Annotated in this window: 14 protein-coding genes; 10 read left to right on the top strand and 4 right to left on the bottom strand. The window is 59.4% G+C overall.

Features of this window, described 5'->3' with window-relative positions:
- Positions 1–90 precede the first annotated feature (90 nt).
- The 10 genes from K1Y02_18290 (at position 91) to K1Y02_18245 (ending at position 14,086) form a co-directional block, all read left to right on the top strand.
- Entirely contained in the window at positions 91–1,617 is a 1,527-nt protein-coding gene (locus tag K1Y02_18290) for an acyl CoA:acetate/3-ketoacid CoA transferase (GenBank protein ID MBX7258319.1), read from the top strand.
- Positions 1,618–1,758: 141 nt separating this feature from the next.
- Entirely contained in the window at positions 1,759–3,051 is a 1,293-nt protein-coding gene (locus tag K1Y02_18285; protein ID MBX7258318.1) for a Gfo/Idh/MocA family oxidoreductase, read from the top strand.
- A gap of 103 nt (positions 3,052–3,154) precedes the next feature.
- The gene (locus K1Y02_18280) at positions 3,155–4,048 is read left to right on the top strand and encodes a TIM barrel protein (GenBank protein MBX7258317.1); all 894 of its coding nucleotides are present in this window, start codon (positions 3,155–3,157) and stop codon (positions 4,046–4,048) included.
- 140 nt (positions 4,049–4,188) lie between these two features.
- A complete protein-coding gene (locus K1Y02_18275; protein ID MBX7258316.1) occupies positions 4,189–5,139 on the top strand; it encodes a glycoside hydrolase family 43 protein in 951 nt (316 codons plus the stop codon).
- Positions 5,140–5,315: 176 nt separating this feature from the next.
- Positions 5,316–6,944 (top strand): carboxypeptidase regulatory-like domain-containing protein, encoded by a 1,629-nt coding sequence (locus K1Y02_18270; GenBank protein MBX7258315.1) that lies wholly within the window; start codon positions 5,316–5,318, stop codon positions 6,942–6,944.
- A gap of 465 nt (positions 6,945–7,409) precedes the next feature.
- Positions 7,410–9,155 carry an aminodeoxychorismate synthase component I gene (gene pabB / locus K1Y02_18265; GenBank protein ID MBX7258314.1) on the top strand — a complete coding sequence of 582 codons (1,746 nt, stop codon included), beginning with the start codon at positions 7,410–7,412 and terminating at the stop codon, positions 9,153–9,155.
- Complete coding sequence (locus K1Y02_18260; GenBank protein ID MBX7258313.1) at positions 9,152–11,062, top strand: hypothetical protein; 1,911 nt, start codon at positions 9,152–9,154, stop codon at positions 11,060–11,062. The genes pabB and K1Y02_18260 overlap by 4 nt, the downstream gene beginning before the upstream one ends.
- Positions 11,063–11,529: 467 nt before the next feature.
- A complete protein-coding gene (locus K1Y02_18255; protein ID MBX7258312.1) occupies positions 11,530–12,408 on the top strand; it encodes a sugar phosphate isomerase/epimerase in 879 nt (292 codons plus the stop codon).
- Entirely contained in the window at positions 12,401–12,886 is a 486-nt protein-coding gene (locus K1Y02_18250; GenBank protein MBX7258311.1) for a DUF3592 domain-containing protein, read from the top strand. The genes K1Y02_18255 and K1Y02_18250 overlap by 8 nt, the downstream gene beginning before the upstream one ends.
- Positions 12,887–12,970: 84 nt before the next feature.
- Positions 12,971–14,086 (top strand): uroporphyrinogen decarboxylase family protein, encoded by a 1,116-nt coding sequence (locus K1Y02_18245; GenBank protein MBX7258310.1) that lies wholly within the window; start codon positions 12,971–12,973, stop codon positions 14,084–14,086.
- Here the strand turns inward: K1Y02_18245 and K1Y02_18240 are convergent.
- From K1Y02_18240 to K1Y02_18225, 4 genes are all read right to left on the bottom strand, one after another.
- Entirely contained in the window at positions 14,041–15,036 is a 996-nt protein-coding gene (locus K1Y02_18240; protein ID MBX7258309.1) for an alpha/beta hydrolase, read from the bottom strand. The two genes, K1Y02_18245 and K1Y02_18240, sit on opposite strands and share 46 nt — an antisense overlap.
- 57 nt (positions 15,037–15,093) lie before the next feature.
- Positions 15,094–15,816, bottom strand: a complete 723-nt coding sequence (locus K1Y02_18235; protein MBX7258308.1) for a PIG-L family deacetylase — start codon at positions 15,814–15,816, stop codon at positions 15,094–15,096.
- Positions 15,806–16,969, bottom strand: a complete 1,164-nt coding sequence (locus K1Y02_18230; protein MBX7258307.1) for a glycosyltransferase family 4 protein — start codon at positions 16,967–16,969, stop codon at positions 15,806–15,808. Before K1Y02_18230 ends, K1Y02_18235 begins: the two co-directional genes overlap by 11 nt.
- A partial coding sequence (locus K1Y02_18225; GenBank protein ID MBX7258306.1) for a glycosyltransferase family 4 protein occupies positions 16,966–17,996 on the bottom strand: 1,031 nt, incomplete at its 5' end. The genes K1Y02_18230 and K1Y02_18225, both read right to left, overlap by 4 nt.

The following is a 17,996-nucleotide window of genomic DNA, read 5'->3' as shown; positions in this document are numbered from 1 at the left end:
TCATTTGGCAATTTCCTTGCAGGCGTTGGTGTGGAATATGGTATTCTATGCCGCTTTTATTGATGAAACGATCCGGGGGAGAAACGGCACATGGCCAAAGTCGTCAGCGCAGAAGAGGCAGTCAGTCAAATTCCGGATGGGTCGACCGTCTTGGTCAACCCAATGCCGATCGAAGAAGTATTACCTGCCTTTCGGCAAGTGTATGCAGCCAAAGGTTCGCCGAAGGATCTCACGGTCGTTTTCACGGCGGGGATGGGTCCGTTTGGAACGGACTACAAGGGCATGAATAATTTCGCCGTGCCGGGCATGTTGAAGCGGATGGTGGGGGCGCATATCGGCGTCAATCATTTGCTCATCAAGCTGGCCGTGATGGAAGAGATCGAATGTTACATCCTTCCGCAGGGCGTGTTGGCGCAGTTGTACCGGGAGATCGCGGGGAATCGGCCGGGCGTGATTACCACGGTTGGTCTTGAGACGTTCGTGGACCCGCGCATTGACGGCGGCAAGATGAATCAGCGCACGCGCCAGCAGGAAGACTATGTGTCTCTCATCGAGCTGGCCGGGAAGGAATACCTTTTCTACAAGACGTTCCCGGTTCATGCGGCCATCTTCAAGGGTACCACCGCGGACCCAAGCGGCAATATTACGTGCGAAGACGAGCCTGCGTTTCTCGAGTGCCTGGAAGTCGCGATGGCCGCGAAAAACCACGGGGGTATCGTTATCGCGCAGGTGGAGAAGCTGAGCGATAAGCCCGCGAATCCGCACATGGTTCGGGTGCCGGGGATATTCGTGGATTACGTTGTGGTGGCGCAGTCGCGCCAAGCGCATCCGCATACGTTGTTTGTGGACCACGACCCGGCTTTTACAGGGCAGAAGACCGTCTCGTTGTCCGACGTGATCAAGCCGATGCCGTTGAACGTCGAGAAGGTGATTTGCCGGCGCGCGGCGCGTGAGTTGACGCCGGGCATGAACGTGAACCTCGGCGTCGGCATTCCGCAGGGCGTGGCGGCAGTCGCGTTCGAGGAAGGGCTCTTCGAACAGATCACGATGAACACGGAGTTGGGCGTGATCGGCGGTGTGCCGGATGGCGGGAAGAATTTTGGGCCTGCGCGCAATCCTGCCGCGTTCATCTCGCAGCCGCAGATGTTCGACTTTTACGATGGCGGCGGGTTGCACGCGACGTGCGTGGGCTTGGCGCAAGCGGACGCGGAAGGCAACGTGAACGTAAGCCGGCTCGGTCAGAAAATTATTGGCTGTGGAGGGTTTATTAACCTGACGCAGGGGTCGCATCATTGCATTTTTTGCGGGGAATTTTCCGCGGGCGGGACTGACATCGTTGTCAGTGACGGCAAACTCACGATTCGCCAGGATGGCAAGGTCATGAAGTTCGTCGAGGCTGTGGAGCAGATCACGTTCAGCGGGAAGCGCGCGCGGCGCGTGGGGCAGGATGCGAAGTTCATCACCGAGCGGTGCGTGTTCAGGCTCGTGCCGGAGGGCATGTTGCTTGCGGAGGTTGCTCCCGGCGTGGATATTCAGAAGGACATCATCGACCGTATGGGATTCCGGCCCATCGTTCCGGATCAGGTGCCGTTGATGGATCCGGCCATGTTTGCGTAATGTGTGGCGCGGGAAGTACGGCGCTGCTTGCTTTCAAAAAGAGTGAAAACGAGAACTGAAGTTGAAGGCCTTATGCTATGCTAGCGTTTTCCGCGAGTGCGTATCGGTTGTGGAAAGGGCTCGCATCGGATACGACCGCAAATGCACGAGGAGGAGGAGGGACGTATGAGTGAGGGCAAGACCTTTGGAATGACCCGCAGGGATTTCACGAAGATGTCGGCAGCGGCCGGAGTCGCGGCGCTGGCGTTGAGTCGTTTTGAAATCGCGGAGGCGGCCAAGAAGAAACCGTTGAAGGTTGGTTTGCTGGGATGCGGCGGACGAGGCACCGGCGCAGCCACGCAGATGCTGATTGGCAACGAGAACGTGAAGCTGGTCGCGATGGCCGACTTGTTTGAAGATCGTCTTACGGCGTCGCTGAACAAGATCAAGAGCAGCGGCGACGAAATCGCGAAGAAGGTTGATGTTAACAAGAAGAATATCTTCATCGGGCTTGATGCGTACAAAGGCATTCTCGAAACCGACATCGACATTCTGATGGAAGGCACGCTGCCGTATTCGCGTCCGAAGCACGTGGAAGCGGCTGTCGAAGCGGGCAAGCACATCTTCACGGAAAAGCCCGCCGCGGTCGATCCCGCCGGCATTCGCCGTTTTATTGCCGCCGCGAAGAAGGCGGAAGAAAAGAAGCTTTGCCTGGTCGCGGGAACGCAGCGCCGTCACCAGAAGGCGTATGTGGACACGATCAAGAAGATCCATGATGGCGCGATTGGCGACATCGTTGCGTTGCGCGCGTATTGGTGCGGTTCGTTGCCGTTCACGCACGAACGGAAGCCCGAGTGGAGCGATCTGGAGTATTGCGTTCGCAATTGGTATGCGTTCTGCTGGATTTGCGGCGACAACATCGTCGAGCAGCACGTGCACAATCTCGACATCATGAACTGGGTGATGAAGGGCCATCCCGTGAAGGTGTTCGCGTCGGGCGGGCGCGCGTGGAAGACGAATGATCCGAAGTACGGCGATCTGTGGGATCAGTTCTCGTGCGACTACGAATATGCGAACGGCGTGCGCATGACGAGCATGTCGCGTCACTGGGACGGCGCGGACGGTGGTGTGTTCGAAGACGCGGTCGGCTCGAAGGGCCGCAGCAATTGCTGCGACATGATGGATACGGGCGGCGAGAAGCCGATCGATCCGTATGTTCAGGAGCACATTGACCTCGTGAATTCGATCCGCGGTGTGACGCCGTACATCAACGAAGGCGTTCAGGTTGCGGAAAGCACGATGACGGCGATCATGGGCCGCATGTCCGCGTATACGGGCAAAGAGTTGAAGTGGGACGATGCGATCAATTCCGATCTCAGCCTCGTTCCCGAAGACCTTAGCTTCGACAAGCCGTATCCGTTGGGTCCGATCCCGGTTCCGGGCAAGCCTGCGTAAGTGAATAGTCGCCTGGCGGGGAATGCGGTTGTGTCCCCCGCCAGGCGTTTTGTATTTTGGAGGAAACAGTTAATGGGCGCGTGCCGCCCAAGGGGGTGTTGACATGGTATCTCGTCGTTCGTTTCTAACTGCCACGGCGGCATCGGTTGCCGGTGCGGCATTGCTTCGTCCATCGGTGAGTTCGGCGGCAGCGCCGGAGGGCAAGCCGTTCTCGAAGCTGCCGCTTCGCATGGGCGTACAACCCGGGTTCTTCGAAGGCACGATGGCCGAGCAGATGCAGGCGATTGCGGATTGGGGATTTCCGGGTTACGAGTACATGTGGCCGGATGCCGACAAGGTGGCGGAATCGCGCGCGCTTGCGGAGAAGCTTGGTCTTGAATCCACGTGCATCGGCGGCGTGGGCGCGATCGCTCCCGGCAACATGGTGGACAAGTCGAAGCATGACGACATGGAGAAGATGTTCCGCAAAAACGTGCAGATGGCGAAAGACATCAACACGAAGCGGCTGATTGGATTGAGCGGCAACACCGATCCGAACAAGTCCATTGAGGCGCAGACGGAGAACGTGGTGACGTGTTTGAAGCGCCTTGCCCCCATCGCGGAAGACAACGGCGTGATTATCATCATGGAAGCCTTGAATCCTCTTGTCGATCACAAGGGATACTTCCTGACGCGCACCGATCAGACCATGGACATTCTCGAAAAGGTCGGCAGCCCTAACGTGAAGATGCTGTTCGATATTTATCATCAGCAGATCACGGAAGGTAACGTCATTCGTAATCTCACGAACAACATCGACCGGATCGGGCATTTCCATGTCGCGGACAATCCCGGCCGTAAACAGCCCGGCACCGGCGAGCTCAATTACACGAACATCTTCAAAGCCATCGCGTCGACGAAGTACGACGGGTTTGTGTCGCTCGAATGCGGCAAGACGGGCACGGTTGAAGAGGCGTTGAACGACGTGCTCCGATTCTTTGAGTGGGCCAAGGTGTAGGGACTGGCCAACCGTAGGTGATTCGAGCTTGTAGCAACCTCGCGCGGCGTCTGGCAGGAATGATCGGACGCCGCGCTTTTCGTTTCTGCCGACTTCACACTCGCATGTAGTCAGGATGGATGTTCTGGAAAGGCTCTAGCATGATTGCTCACCTCTTGATTGCCGCCGCATGCCTAACAACTGCGGCGGAGGCCACTCTGTCGCTTTCGGATTTCAGAATTCGCGATCCGTTTGTGCTTCCCGTGCCGGAGGAGGGCGCGTATTACTTGTATGGAACCAGCATGCACCTTCCGGCCGCGACAGGATTCGATGCGTACACAAGCACGGACCTGAAGACGTGGAAGGGCCCGATTCCCGTGTTCAGGCCGGAGCAGGGCTTCTGGGCGACGGGCTCGTATTGGGCGCCGGAGGTCTATGCGTATAAGGGGCGCTATTACATGTTCGCGACGTTCCATTCGAAGGAGCGCAATCGTGGTACGCAGGTACTGGTTGCGGATAAGCCTTCGGGACCGTTTCGCGTGCACAGCGATGGCCCGGTCACGCCGAAAGAGTGGCTCTGCCTGGACGGCACGCTCTTCGTTGACGATGCCCAGCAGCCGTGGATGGTGTTCTGTCATGAATGGTTGCAGGTGAAAGACGGCGAAATCTGTGCGGTGAAGCTCTCGCCCGAGTTGGACCGCGCCATCGACAAGCCGGTGCTGTTGTTCAAGGCAACCGATGCGAAGTGGGTCGTGGAAACGGGCGACACGAAGCACAAGGGATTTGTAACGGACGGCCCATTCCTGCACCGCGCGAAGTCGGGCGCACTTTGGATGCTGTGGTCGAGCTTTGGCGAGGGTGGCTACAAAACCGCTCTGGCCATTTCGGACTCGGGAAGCCTCCTGGGGCCATGGAAGCAATGCGAGAAGCCCATTTTTGAGGATGATGGCGGACACGCCATGCTCTTCACGTCTTTCGACGGTACTCTTCTGATGTCGTTGCACCGCCCGAATCGCCACCCGGACGAGCGCGCGATAATCCTGAAGGCCACGGAAACGGACGGGACTCTCATATTGACTCCGATGCCCGACCCGACCCCGTCAGCACGGTAATGGACCCGACAGATCGCCCGTCGTCACCCCAAATCGCACTTTTATCGGAAATTAGTCAAGAATTCTCTTCTTTTCTGTAACCGGATGCGGTATAATTATCACTGTCTTGGAAGGCATCGTTCTTTTTTGCGTCTGTATCTCGGATGGGGTTCATCGCAGTAGGGCTTGGAAGAGGAATGTTTTGCTCCGCACATACCCGGTTATCGCGCATAGCCGTGGCGGTGGCGGTGCTCGGGCCATTGGTGTGGGCCGGGACCGTCCACGCTGCCGATACCGCTCTGCCTAAGCGCGTCGTTGTGGAGACCCGGACGGGTCCTTACTTCGAGGTGGATGTTGCGCTCACGACACCGGGCAAAGACGTGGATGAACTGTCGGCGGCGGGGTACAACGTCACGAACGTCAACGGCAACGTAGCCACGTTGTACGTGACCGCGGACGAGCTGCTTTGGCTGTATTCGGACGGCTACTCGATGCTCCGCGTCGAGCAACAACCCACGGCTCCGCCTGAACCTGAGACAGCGCAACCGAAGGCGTTGGGCGCGTATCACGGATACACAAGCCTCACGACGGAGTTGCAGACGTACGCCGATAACCACACGTCCATTTGCCGGATATATACGCTCGGGCAAAGCGTGCAGGGTCGGGAACTGTGGGCGATGTTGATTACCGACAATCCCGACGTGGATGAGGAAGAGCCCGAGTTCAAGTACGTTTCCACGATGCACGGAGACGAACCTATCGGCACGGAACTTTGTCTGTATCTGATCGACTATCTGCTTGCGCAGTATGGCACCGTGCAGCGCGTGACGGACCTCGTCGATAACACGGCCATCTGGATCGTGCCGTGCATGAATCCGGACGGATTGGTCGCGGGTACGCGCTACAACTCGAATGGAGCTGACCTCAACCGCAGTTTCCCGGAACGCACGGAAATTGCGGGGACCCTCTTTGACCAGTCGCCGCTAAATGAAACAGGCAGGCCCATCGAGGTTCAGCATGTCATGCAGTGGACGGCCGACAACAGCTTTGTGTTGTCGGCGAATCTCCATTCGGGTGCGCTGCTTTTCAATTATCTTTATGACGACGACGGAAAAGGCTCGGGTGTGGATGCGCCGACTCCGGACGATACGCTGATTGAAGCGCTTTCGTTGCGCTATGCCTCGCACAACACGCCGATGTACACGAATTCATCGCCGTCTTTCACCAACGGCATTGTGAACGGCTCGCTGTGGTATGAAGCGTCGGGAAGCATGCAGGACTGGAACTACCGGTATGTCGGCTGCATCGAAGGCACGGTTGAGTTGTCTACCACCAAGAAGCCGAGCGCGGCGCTGTTGCCGACGTTTTGGTCAGACAACCAGGAGTCGATGCTGTCGTATATCGAAGGCATCCACAGGGGCGTGCGCGGGCTTGTGACGTCGTCGGTTGATGACAGCCCCGTGTATGCGAAGGTGACGGTTGCGGGGAATGCGCAGCCGGTCTTCACCGATGCCGACGTGGGCGATTATTACCGCTTGCTGTTGCCGGGAACCTATGACCTGAAGTTTGCCGCGGTTGGTTTTGAGAACAAGACTGTTGAAGACGTGACGGTTGTCGACGGCGCGGCAACTCGGCAGGATGTCGAACTCACACCCATTGATGCCGACGTTAATAACGACGCCGTTGTCGACGCAGCGGACATCCAGGTGGTCGTGCTGGCCATTCTGGGACAGCCCAACGGCGGATTCGACGCCGACGTGGACAAAAGCGGCGCGGTGAATACCGTCGATCTGCAGAGTGTTGTTGTTGCCCTCCTCAAGCAGTAGGCAAGGACACAGTCGCCGACTAGAGTTGCCTGCCTTAAACCACTCTGGCCTGCCATCGAAGGCGCGCAAGCTTGAAGCAGCAACCGTATTTGGAACGCCCCGATTTGAGGGGCGTACATTCCGAAGATACTGCATTGGAGGCCGCTGGATTTGTCGTAAGCCTGTGCCCTACTCGTAGATTACGGTCAACGCTGCGCCGCATTTGGCGATCGCGGCGCTACTCGGGCAGTTCTATCTCGCAAAGGCGAAGAGTCCATTGTCATCATGTGGAAGTCGCAGTGAATCCAAAGATGGATTCCCCCCTTCGCGCGAAAGACGGGAGGCTGTCTGCGGACGATTGCAGAAAATAGACATGGGTCCATTTCGTTTGGATTAAAAAAACGAATCAACAAGCGTCCTGTCTCAAAGTGAAATCCGTCATGCCGCGTGTGGTAAGGTTGCTGCTTCGGAAGCAGCAGGTTAGTCATGAGCGAAGCAGGCGAGATTCGGTTCATCTCCAGGACGGGTCATCGGGGGTATCGAAACCCACGCGATGTCGTCGAGGCGCGCACCGTCGGCGATGTGTTGCCGGCGCTGGAACAGATCGAGCGCGCTGTCGCGAAGGGAATGCACGCGGCGGGGTTCGTTGCCTACGAGGCCGCGCCAGCGTTTGATGCCGCGCTCGCGTGCCACGATCCGTCGGACTTGCCCTTGTTGTGGTTTGCTCTCTACGACGGCATCGATGAGCGGCGGCAACCGCCACCGGGCGATAACTATGCCGTGGGTACGCGGGAGCCGCGTGTGTCGGAGGCAGAGTATGCGGCGTGCATCGCGCGTATACGTGACTGGATCGCTTCAGGCGATACGTATCAGGTGAACTATACCTTTCCGATGGACGCGACGTTCTCGGGTTCGCCGTTGGATTGTTTTTACCAATTGGCGCAGTCGCAACGATCCGATCATTGCGCGTACATGGATACGGGGCGTTTTCAATTGCTGTCGGCGTCGCCGGAATTGTTCTTTTCGCTGGCGGACGGGGTGTTGCGCACGCGGCCGATGAAGGGCACCCACGCGAGAGGGCGGTGGACTGCGGAAGACGCAGCGTTTGCCGAAGCGTTGCGCGCGTCGGAGAAGGAACGCGCGGAGAACGTGATGATCGTCGATCTCCTGCGCAACGACATGGGCCGTATCAGCGAAACAGGTTCCGTGCATGTGGAGCGCCTCTTTGAGACGGAGCGCTATCCGACGGTGTGGCAGATGACTTCGACGATTGCGTCGCGCACGGGCGCCAACGTACCCGAAATACTCAACGCGCTGTTTCCTTCCGGCTCCGTAACGGGTGCGCCCAAGATCCGCACGATGGAAATCATCAAGGAAATCGAACCCCATCCGCGCGGCATCTATTGCGGCACGATGGGCTGGTGGGAGCCGGGTGGGCGCGCGGAGTTCAACGTCGCCATTCGCACAATGACCGTAGACTCTGAGAAGGGGACCGCCACGTACTCGGTGGGAAGCGGCGTCACGTGGGATTCGTCGGCATCCGCCGAATATGCGGAATGCGTGTCGAAAGCGGCGGTACTGCACAACCTCGGCGAGCATTTCGATCTATTGGAATCGATCCTTTTGCGTGAGGACTACTATCTACTTTCTGAACACTTGGAACGTCTTCGCGATAGCGCCACGTTCTTCGACTTTCACTATGATCAGGCTGCGATCGAATCGCTCTTAACTGCAAAGAGGGAAGTATGGCGAGCGGAGTATGGTGACGCGCCCTTGAAGGTCCGGTTGTTGCTCTCACGCGATCAGAGTGTGCGGGTCGAGGCTGCGCCGGCGCCCGAGTCGACGCGTGTGCGGGTGGGCTTCGCCGCGCACCCCATCGACGAGAACAACGTGTATTTGTTCCACAAGACCACGCGTCGCGGGGCGTACGAGGCGGCGCGGGCGTCGCGTCCCGATTGCGACGATGTGATACTGTGGAACGCGCGCGGCGAGGCAACGGAGAGTACGACGGCCAATCTCGTCGTGGAAGTGGAAGGCAAGCGCCTGACTCCGCCGATACCGTGCGCGCTGCTGGCGGGCACGTTTCGGGCGCGCCTGTTGGCGGAAGGCGCAATCGAGGAAGCGGTGTTGACGAAGAGCGACGTGCGCGCCGCAGCAGCCATTCACTTGATCAACTCCGTCCGTGGTTGGATTCCCGTGGAATGGGTCGACGAGCAAGGTAGCAATCGGTGACAACAGACTTGGATCGAGCGCCCGCAGGGTCACGGTTTGTCCTATATGTGATGGCCTTCGCGTGGCCGTGGGGCGTGTACGAGACCGTGCCACAACTCTGGCTGCCGCTATCGACCTTGACGGGCGTCTTTCTTCTTGGGATATGCGCGGTGGACGCGGTCCGGCGTAGGCGTCTCGACATTCCTTTCGACCTGCTGTGGCCCGCGCTGGTGTGGATGCTGATGGCCGTGATTGCGCGCATGGGCGGTCACCGCGAGACTTCGGAGTCTGTGTTCACGGCACTTGTCTACTTGGCGGCAGTCTATGCGACGCGGTCACGAGACACGCTCGCGAACTGTCTGTGGCTATCCATGGTTTCCGGAGCATGTGTCGCCGCGCTCACACTCTTCTCGCGTTCGGGACTTCTTATGCCTACGGCCTTCCTCATCGATGCGCAGACCATTCAGGAAACGCACGCGCGCTTGTCGACACGGTTGTTCGAGTCGCCGCCCATGTTCGCGTTCGCGCCGACGCTGTCATCGGGGCTGTGTACGCTCCTGGTGTGTGGAGCGATTGCTATCTACGCTGCCGTCTCCCGAGGGGTCTCGCGCGCCGCGCGATCGTTCGCCGTCGTCGCTGGGCTGCTTGTGGTCAGTGCACTCATGACCAATACGCTTCCGGCTCTCGAACGTATTGTGGAGTGGCGTCCGCTGGCGGGGTTGAGGACTTCCTGGCCCGAGGTCGCGGCGAGCGCCGTGGTACTGTGGCTTGCTGTCTGGATTGCGTCGCGAAACGCGACTGCGCTCCGGCGCGAGCGTGGTTCCGTGTTTCACCCTGTTGTCAGCGGTGCAATTGTTGCCGTGGCGGCATGGCTCGCATTGCCGTTCGAGGTTGTGCCGATGCACGGGTTTCTGCTTGGGGTTGCGGCCGCGTTCGGATTGCGCGACGCGCCGGAACCTCCCCGCAAGCCGACCCAATTGTGGTTCGCGTCGCCCATCGTACTCCTTGCGTTGCTTAACGTGTGGACCGTGTGGCCCGGCAATGTGGCCGACCCGCGCAATTACCGGACCGCAAATATTGCTGACATTCAGCAAGGCAATCGCGAAACCGCGTTCGACCGCATCGCCGCGTTGCGCGCCTTTGGCGTGCAGGAGCGCAGCCTTTACTTGTCGCAGTCGCAGGTGGCGCTCGCCTACGAGCGCCCCCACTGGGCGGCGCATTCGCTTGGACAATCGGTCCGCTTCGCGGGACCTTTGAGGCCCCTCTTGCCGGAGCCGACTCAGGAAGACGTGCAGCGGCTTCTCGCCGCGCTTCGCGAATTCACGTCCAACGTGACGGATGCGGATGCATCGCTAGCGCAGGAGGTGGCCCTCGCAGAAACGGGACAGACTGAGGCCGCTCTGTCGCTACTCGACAGCCGGGCCCGGCGAGAGCCTAAACTTTCGCTGATCGAGACACCGCACGAAAGGGCCGCCGAAGCGTTGGCGTTCTTGCTTGGGGTTCCCGAAGTTGAACAGGAACTGAGCACATGGCCCCACGAGAGACTCTGCGCGACGCTCGACCGGATTGACGCCCGCGTAGAGCCGGTGCCGGAGGGCTTCCCGAACGATCTGTTGCCGATGATTGTGGCGTACCGTCCGTCGGCAAACGGATACGCGGTTCGGGTGTGGACCAAGATCCGGCAGGTGGCAGCGGAAGTCCCGATGCTATGGGTCGCGCCGCACTCCCCGCCACCCGATGCGAGCACCGTGGCATGGAGGCAAGCGGCGCCCATCGGCAGCGAGTGGTGGCGGTTCACGCTATCGTTGCAGCCGAGAGCGCAGGCCATTGCGGTTTTGGTGGGCAAGGATGGCGGCGTGACTATCGAGGCGAATCCGCTGCCGCTGGAGGCATTGCCGGACGACGCCGTGGTGTTGATTCTCCGCTAGCAGGCAGCCGTGTTGTGACAGGTTTCGTGGGTCGTGTGATGCTCTTTCAGAGCGGACGACAGGGTTGGGCGCTTACCTGGGGCGACGTCCTCCTTCGGAGGACTCTGCCCCAGGCTAGCATGTAATGCGCCGTCGGCGCGGAAGACAGAACTTGGACATGACGTAAAGGATGACTTCTCTGTGGAATAGCTGAAGATGGCACCGGTAATCGTTTCAATTTTGTGAATCGTGTAAATCGCGTTCCATATTTGGCCTCGCGACGTTGAAGAAGATGTGGATCGTTCTGGCGATTAGTACTGTTTCGCGCGTGGTGGTTCGCATTTCCACTTTCATGAAGCAAGTCTCGTGTCGTGCATGTCTTGTTGTGGGGGCAAAAACCAAGGGTGTACACTTGAGTTGGCTGTGCTCACGTCGATTGCGTTGCCTCGTTTGCACGGTTCGGGTCAAATCCAGGAAAGGATCACGCAATGTACGTGTCGGTTCGCGATAACATGGTCGCCTCGGGCGGTACGGAAAGCCCTGCGGCATTGATGAGAAAGATGGGCGTCGAGGCCGTGGAGATCAACCTTCAGCAGGATTTCAAGGTCCGTGCGATGGATTCGCACGACAACATCGTGCTGTCGAACGACGCGGACGTGGACGCGTACAAGGCACGTCTTGCCAACGTGGGCATTCGCGCGTGCGGTCTGCTCACGGCGCGCGATTTCAGCGCAAGCGATATGGATGCGAGCATCGCATGGCTGGCTCGGTCCATCGAAATCGCGGACCGCTTGGGCGCGTCGTGCGTTCGCATCGATTCGGCCATGTCGAAGGAACGCGAACTCGATTTTGGGACGCGCGTCGATATGTTTTCGAAGGGGTTGAAGGGCGCGCTTGACCGCACCAGCGGCTCGAAGGTGACGTTGGGAATTGAGAACCACGGTTTTCAAGGCAACAACCTCGCTTTTCTCTTAAATGTGTATGAGGAGGTCGGTTCCGATCGGCTCGGTTCGACGATGGACGTCGGCAATTTCTACTGGCGCGGTTATCCTTTATCGGAAGTCTACGGAATCTTGCGCATTCTCGCGCCGCACACGAAGCACACGCACATCAAAAACATCAATTACCCAGAAGACAAGCGCGAAATCACGCGCGAGGCGGGTTGGGAATACAGCACGTACATGTGTCCGATTGCGCAAGGCGACATCGATATTCAACGCGTCGCGCAACTGCTCAAGAACGCCGGATACACGGGCGACCTGTGCCTGGAAGACGAATCCCTCGAACGGTATGAAGGCGACGAACGGCTCAAGTACCTCGAAGAGGACGTAAAACACCTCCAGAAGATTGCGGCAGCCATTGGATAGTTCAACCGGCACACCACCGTTCCGCACGTGGCGCATGCTTGTGTTGATCCTCGCGGGCATCGCGTTGGTAGGGTGCGCCGTGTATGTCGCGCAGCTTGTGCGACTGCGGGAGTCCTTTTCGCTGGATTGGCGCGGCACGCCCATTCAAGGGACGGTGGAAATCATCAACACGGAACAATACCGGCTGCGCTACGAGCTTTCGACGGGCATCATGGCTCAGACTGTCAAGGGCACGTTGCCGTTGTACCAGAAGTTAGTTCGCGACGGCGAGAGCGTGACGGTGATGTATGATCCGCTAAACCCGACCAACTTTCAGGCGCGCGGGCAGTCGTATGTGGGCACGGCCATTGTGGGCATGCTGTTTCTCGCTGGTATGGGGTGCGTGCTGTATGCGCGGCGCGCCGCCATTCGCTCCAAGCGCGCTGCGACTACGCCGGCTCCGGCGGACAACGGAGAAAGACGAAAGAAGAAGTCGTAGTCCGCGTCACTGCAAAGCGCGCGGATCGTTGGGGGATAGCATGACGATACTTTGGACAGCGTGCTGCCGGGTGGGCAGTGAATCATGACTTCGCGCGAGCGGCTTCTCTGTGCACTAAACGGCAAAATACCCGACCGCGTGCCCATTTCGACCTACGAGTTGTCGGGCTGGAATTCGAAGGCCTTCGAGAACATCGACCCTTCCTACAAGGTCATGATGGACGCGATTCGTGAAGGCACGGATTGTGTCTGTATGTGGGACCCGGCCAGCAACGTAACGTTCCTTGAATCGTCGGCGCGCGTGCCCATAGAGACGACTGAAGAGCGCGGGGAAGATCGCGTCATCACGCGGCGCACGATTCACACGCCGCGCGGTCCACTCACGGAAATGTCCGAAGTGGTTGATAACGTGTACACCGTGTGGCGGTCGGAGCGCTGCTGCAAATCGCCGTCGGATGTGGATGCGGCGCTGTCCGTTCCGTATGAGCCTCTGACGTACGACTATTCCGATTACGATCGGATTGCCCGCGAGGTGGGTGACCACGGCATTCTGATGGCGTCGGTGCCGGATGCCTTGTGTCTTGCGGCGGAGATGATGGAGTTCGGCGCGTTCACGGTGTGGGCGCTCACGGAAACCGAGCACTTTATACGTACGCTCGATACGCTGCACGAGCGCAACATGGAGAACTTGCGGCGCATGCTTTCCGGGCGCGTGCTCGATCTGTACCGCATCTTCGGCCCGGAATATGCCAGTCCGCCCTACCTGCCGCCGGAGCTGTTTGCGAGGTTCGTGACGCCGTACGCGCGCGACATGGTCCGCGTGCTGCACGAGCACGGCGCGAAGGTACGTTTGCACAGCCACGGGCGGATTGGACTCGTGATCGACGCCATTGTCGCAACCGAGTGCGATGCGCTCGATCCGTGTGAGCCGCCACCCGACGGCGACATAACGCTGGCGGATTTGAAGCGTAGCGTCGGCGATCGCTTGTGCCTGTTCGGCAACATCGAGCTGAAGCAGTTGGAGCTGGATGAGCCCGAGTCAGTTGAGCGAACGGTGAGACAGTGTATGGAAGATGCGAAGGCCGGAGGGGGCTACGTAATCATGCCGACGGCCTCGCCCATTACCAGTCCACTCTCGAAGAAGACTGAAGCGAACTACATCGCCTTCATCGAGGCGGCCCACCGGTACGGGGCGTACTGAACCTCACGCGTTGCGTCTTCGCCGAGCGCTGCCGCAGTGGCGCGGTGCTTGGCGAGAAACTCGCGCAAGGCCTTGATGAACTGTTCGCTGTGTTCTTTCTTACGGAGCAGCGTGATGTGATTGCCGCCCTGAATAACCACGACTTCAAGATTCGCCATGACACCCGTCATGTTGTCGACGCCGGTCTTCAGAGGATCGTCGGAACCCACGATTGATAACGTAGGAACTGTGTTTGCGCGCAGTTGTTCCTCGGTGACCGCAAGCTGGGGCAGTTCGCGCAGCACTTCGGCTAACGCGGCCTGGTCATTCAGACCTTTTAGCGTGCGATTGACTGTCCATTTCCGAATGCCGCTGAACAGACCGCGCTTGGGGTCAACCAGAGTCATGAGCGGGCCAAAGCCATTACCCTGTTCGAGCGAAGCGATCAATTCGGTGCGCCATACCTGGCGATCTTCACCCGCATTCTTCTCCCATCCCCCACCGCAGGGCGCCGCGCTCAACAAGCGCTCGGGATGCATCGTGATAAGTTTCAGCGTGATGAATGCGCCCATGGAATATCCGACCACATGCGCCTTCTCAATCTTCAGATGGTCCATAAGACGGACGACGTCTTCCACCATTTCCAAGCCGTATTTGCCGGCTTCGTGCGGTTTGTCGCTAAGACCGTGTCCCCTGTTGTCGAGCGCGATGACGCGGTAGTCCTTCGACAGATCCTCAATGATCTTGGGCATTCGCCAATTGAGGTCCGCATTTGCGGCGAACCCGTGAACGAGAATGACGGGCTCGCCTTTACCCTCTTCAATGTAGTAAATGCGCACGCCGTTGGAATCAAAATACTGACCCGGAGTGCGTTCGAACGCTTTGCCCGACAACAGCCATGCTCCCGAGCCCGCGGCCGCGAACAGAAGAAGCACTACTGCAAATCCAATGCGAAGAACCTTGTGCTTCATGTCATTTCACCCGATGAAAGGTGCCTCCTGGTCTGATTGTGTTCGCGTCATCCCATCCTACAATACGTGGCGAAACACCATGTACCCTTCCGCGGCCTCGACGCTGACTTCGCGGCCACGCACGCGCGCGGTGTACTCGACGTTTTGCGGACTCGAATGGTGAATCGGATCGCGCATTTGCGATTCGTGCATGGTAAGCGCTTTGAGCTTGTGCTCGAGGAAATCCGAAATGTCTATGTAGAAGTTCGGGTGAAACTTTTCGCGCTCCAGGCTCCAGAACAGCGAGGTGTTGTCGTAGCCGAGCACAATGCGTTGGAACGGTTTTGCGGTAGGCACGCCGGGACGCGCCGCGGTCCACGAGGCGCGAAACACGGCTTCGTGATCCTGGTTGTAAGACGACACCGGAATCGCAAGCATGGTGGGTTTGAGGCGGTCCAACGCCAGCCGGGCTTCGCGTTCGAACTTAGCGACAAGGTCGCGCCGGGGAATCACGTCGAGGCGCAGGTGCGTCTCCGCGTCGCGGTATAGCACTTCCCAGTCATCGACTTTCAGAAACTCCATCACCTTCGCGAATTCCTGTTCGCGGGTACTTCCGGAGACGATCCCTTCTTTGCCGTCGTAGTGCTTGAGGTCGCCGACGGAACATACGATGCAATAGACCTCGCCACCGAGATGTTTGATGCGTGCCATGGTGCCCGCGCAGCCGAAGCATTCGTCGTCCGCGTGCGGCGCAATAACCAGGAGGCGCTGTTTCGAAAGGAACACGTCTTCAGGTGTCAAGTTGTTTCTCCTCGATCAATTTCTCGTACAGCGTTTCTATTTCCGTCACCATGCGATCCAGGCTGAATCCCTGCGCGTGCGCGCGCGCTTCCGCGCCGATTCGCGCGCGCAACGAAACATCGCTCGTCAGCCGCAGAATGGCCTCGGCCAGCGCGTTCGCATCCTTGGGCGGAACGAGGAACCCCGTTTCGCCGTCGCGAACGATATCCGGCACGCCGCCCACCGCCGATGCCACGGACGGCACGCCGGCTGCTGCCGCTTCCACCAGCACGCGCCCCATGCCTTCGTTCACCGAGGGCGCGACAAACACATCCATTGCAGCCATCAAATTGGGCACGTCTTTGCGGAGTCCCAGAAATCGCAACCGACTGCCCAGGTCCGCGCCCGCCCGGCGCAACTCGTCGGCCATGGAGCCGTCGCCTACCACGATGAAGTGCGCCTGCGGAACGCGTTGCGCCACTATACGCGCCGCGGCGATAAAGTACGAGAAACCTTTGATGGGTTCAAGGCGGCCCACGCCACCGATGACGATAGCGTCTTCCGGTATCTCCAACTTTGCGCGGGTCGCGTCCCGACGGCGCACCGCGTCTTCGAAGGGGTGCAGGTCGATACCGCTGAAAATGGACGTCCATTGTTCGGGACGGCCCACGCCCTGTTCGAGGTGTTCGCGGATACCCCTGGGGGTCAGAGCGATAAGCTTATCGGAGTGTCGGGCGGCGTGGCGCTCCATCAGCGTGAACACGGCCGTCAAGATGGTATTGAAGTAGCCGAAGAAAATATGCCCGTGCGGTGTGTGAACGATAATGGGCACGCGAGCGCGTGCTGCCGCCAGGCGTCCGAGGTATCCGGCTTTCGACGTGTGCGTGTGCACGATGTCGTAGCGCCGCGCGCGGAACAGCTCTAGCAGGTTGCGATAGGCGCGGACATCTTGGGCTGGCCGCACTTCGCGCACGAGGTTGGGCACGCGGAGGATGTCGATACCCGCGTCGCGCACTGCATCTTCAATGCTTCCCTCCGCGCCCTGGGTTGGCCCGCTAATCAAGTCGACTTCGTATCGGTCGCGGTGTGCGAGGCGAACGGTATGAAACGTGTTTTCCTGCGCGCCTCCCTTGCACAACCGCGTGATAACGTGCGCAACGCGAATGCGTCTCATGGCAGCGGCCCAACCGCTTCCAGCAGGCGGCGCGTGAACACCGTCCAGTTGAGTTCTGTTTCAACGCGCTTGCGCCCGTTCTCGCCCAGCGTGCGCGCCAGTTCGGGATGAGCAAGCAGGCGAATCAACGCATGTGCGGTCGATTCCTCGTCGCCCGGCTCCACCAATAGCCCCGTCTCGCCGTCGAGCACCGCGTCCGAGACACCTCCCGCGCGGCCCGCGACGACGGGCTTCGCATGCGCGTGCGCCTCGGAGAACACCAGGCCAAATCCTTCCACGTGGGCGTCGTCATCGCCGCCCGTCGGCAAGGCAAACACGTCGCACAAGGCGTATAACGCCGTCACGTCGCTGTCGGGGATGTATCCGGGAAAACGCACCGCGTCGCGAATACCGAGTTCGCAGGCCGCCCGCGAGCACTCCATCATCATGGGGCCGCGGCCCACCACAATGAGACACGCGTCCGGGAATTGCTCCAACACGCGCGGCATGGCTCGCACGAGTGCGAGGTGGCCCTTCCGGGGAATCAACCTGCCGACCGACAGGATGACCTTGCGGTCTTCCAGCACGTATTTCGTTCGTACGCGCTCAAGGACATCATCGGCAACGGGCTTCGCGGGCGGCGCGCCAGGCAGGATCATGGCGATTCGCTTGTCATCGACGCCAAACCCGGCGAGGGCGTCGCGAGTGAACCGGCTGATTGCGGCGACAGTGCGCGCGCGCGCGTAAACCGCGCGCAGGACACTCTGCATCAAGGGACGGTGGCGGTATTTCAGGAACTCGTACCCGTAGGCAAACAGCGCATAGGGCTTCTTTGCCACGAGGTTTGCCATATAGGCGATGATGCCGCCGTGGGTGACATTGATGCCCAGCACGAGGTCGGCTTGGCACACCAGGCGCCACGATCGGATCGCCATCGGCACTACGCGTAACGGCCCCAAACCGTAACCACGAAAGCGAACGACTTGAGCGGGTTCTGCGCGGTCGAATTCTTCCATGCCGGGAAAATGGGGCGCGACGACAGTCACCT

Source organism: Candidatus Hydrogenedentota bacterium (assembly GCA_019695095.1).
Taxonomy (GTDB): domain Bacteria; phylum Hydrogenedentota; class Hydrogenedentia; order Hydrogenedentales; family SLHB01; genus JAIBAQ01.
This window is presented reverse-complemented; position numbering and strand designations above follow the sequence as displayed.

Coding starts and splice junctions, on each gene's coding strand:
- K1Y02_18255 (MBX7258312.1), top strand. CDS start 11,530: ATGTACGTGTCGGTTCGCGATAACATGGTCGCCTCGGGCGGTACGGAA.
- K1Y02_18275 (MBX7258316.1), top strand. CDS start 4,189: ATGATTGCTCACCTCTTGATTGCCGCCGCATGCCTAACAACTGCGGCG.
- K1Y02_18245 (MBX7258310.1), top strand. CDS start 12,971: ATGACTTCGCGCGAGCGGCTTCTCTGTGCACTAAACGGCAAAATACCC.
- K1Y02_18285 (MBX7258318.1), top strand. CDS start 1,759: ATGCACGAGGAGGAGGAGGGACGTATGAGTGAGGGCAAGACCTTTGGA.
- K1Y02_18230 (MBX7258307.1), bottom strand. CDS start 16,969: ATGAGACGCATTCGCGTTGCGCACGTTATCACGCGGTTGTGCAAGGGA.
- K1Y02_18270 (MBX7258315.1), top strand. CDS start 5,316: ATGTTTTGCTCCGCACATACCCGGTTATCGCGCATAGCCGTGGCGGTG.
- K1Y02_18290 (MBX7258319.1), top strand. CDS start 91: ATGGCCAAAGTCGTCAGCGCAGAAGAGGCAGTCAGTCAAATTCCGGAT.
- K1Y02_18240 (MBX7258309.1), bottom strand. CDS start 15,036: ATGAAGCACAAGGTTCTTCGCATTGGATTTGCAGTAGTGCTTCTTCTG.
- pabB (MBX7258314.1), top strand. CDS start 7,410: ATGAGCGAAGCAGGCGAGATTCGGTTCATCTCCAGGACGGGTCATCGG.
- K1Y02_18280 (MBX7258317.1), top strand. CDS start 3,155: ATGGTATCTCGTCGTTCGTTTCTAACTGCCACGGCGGCATCGGTTGCC.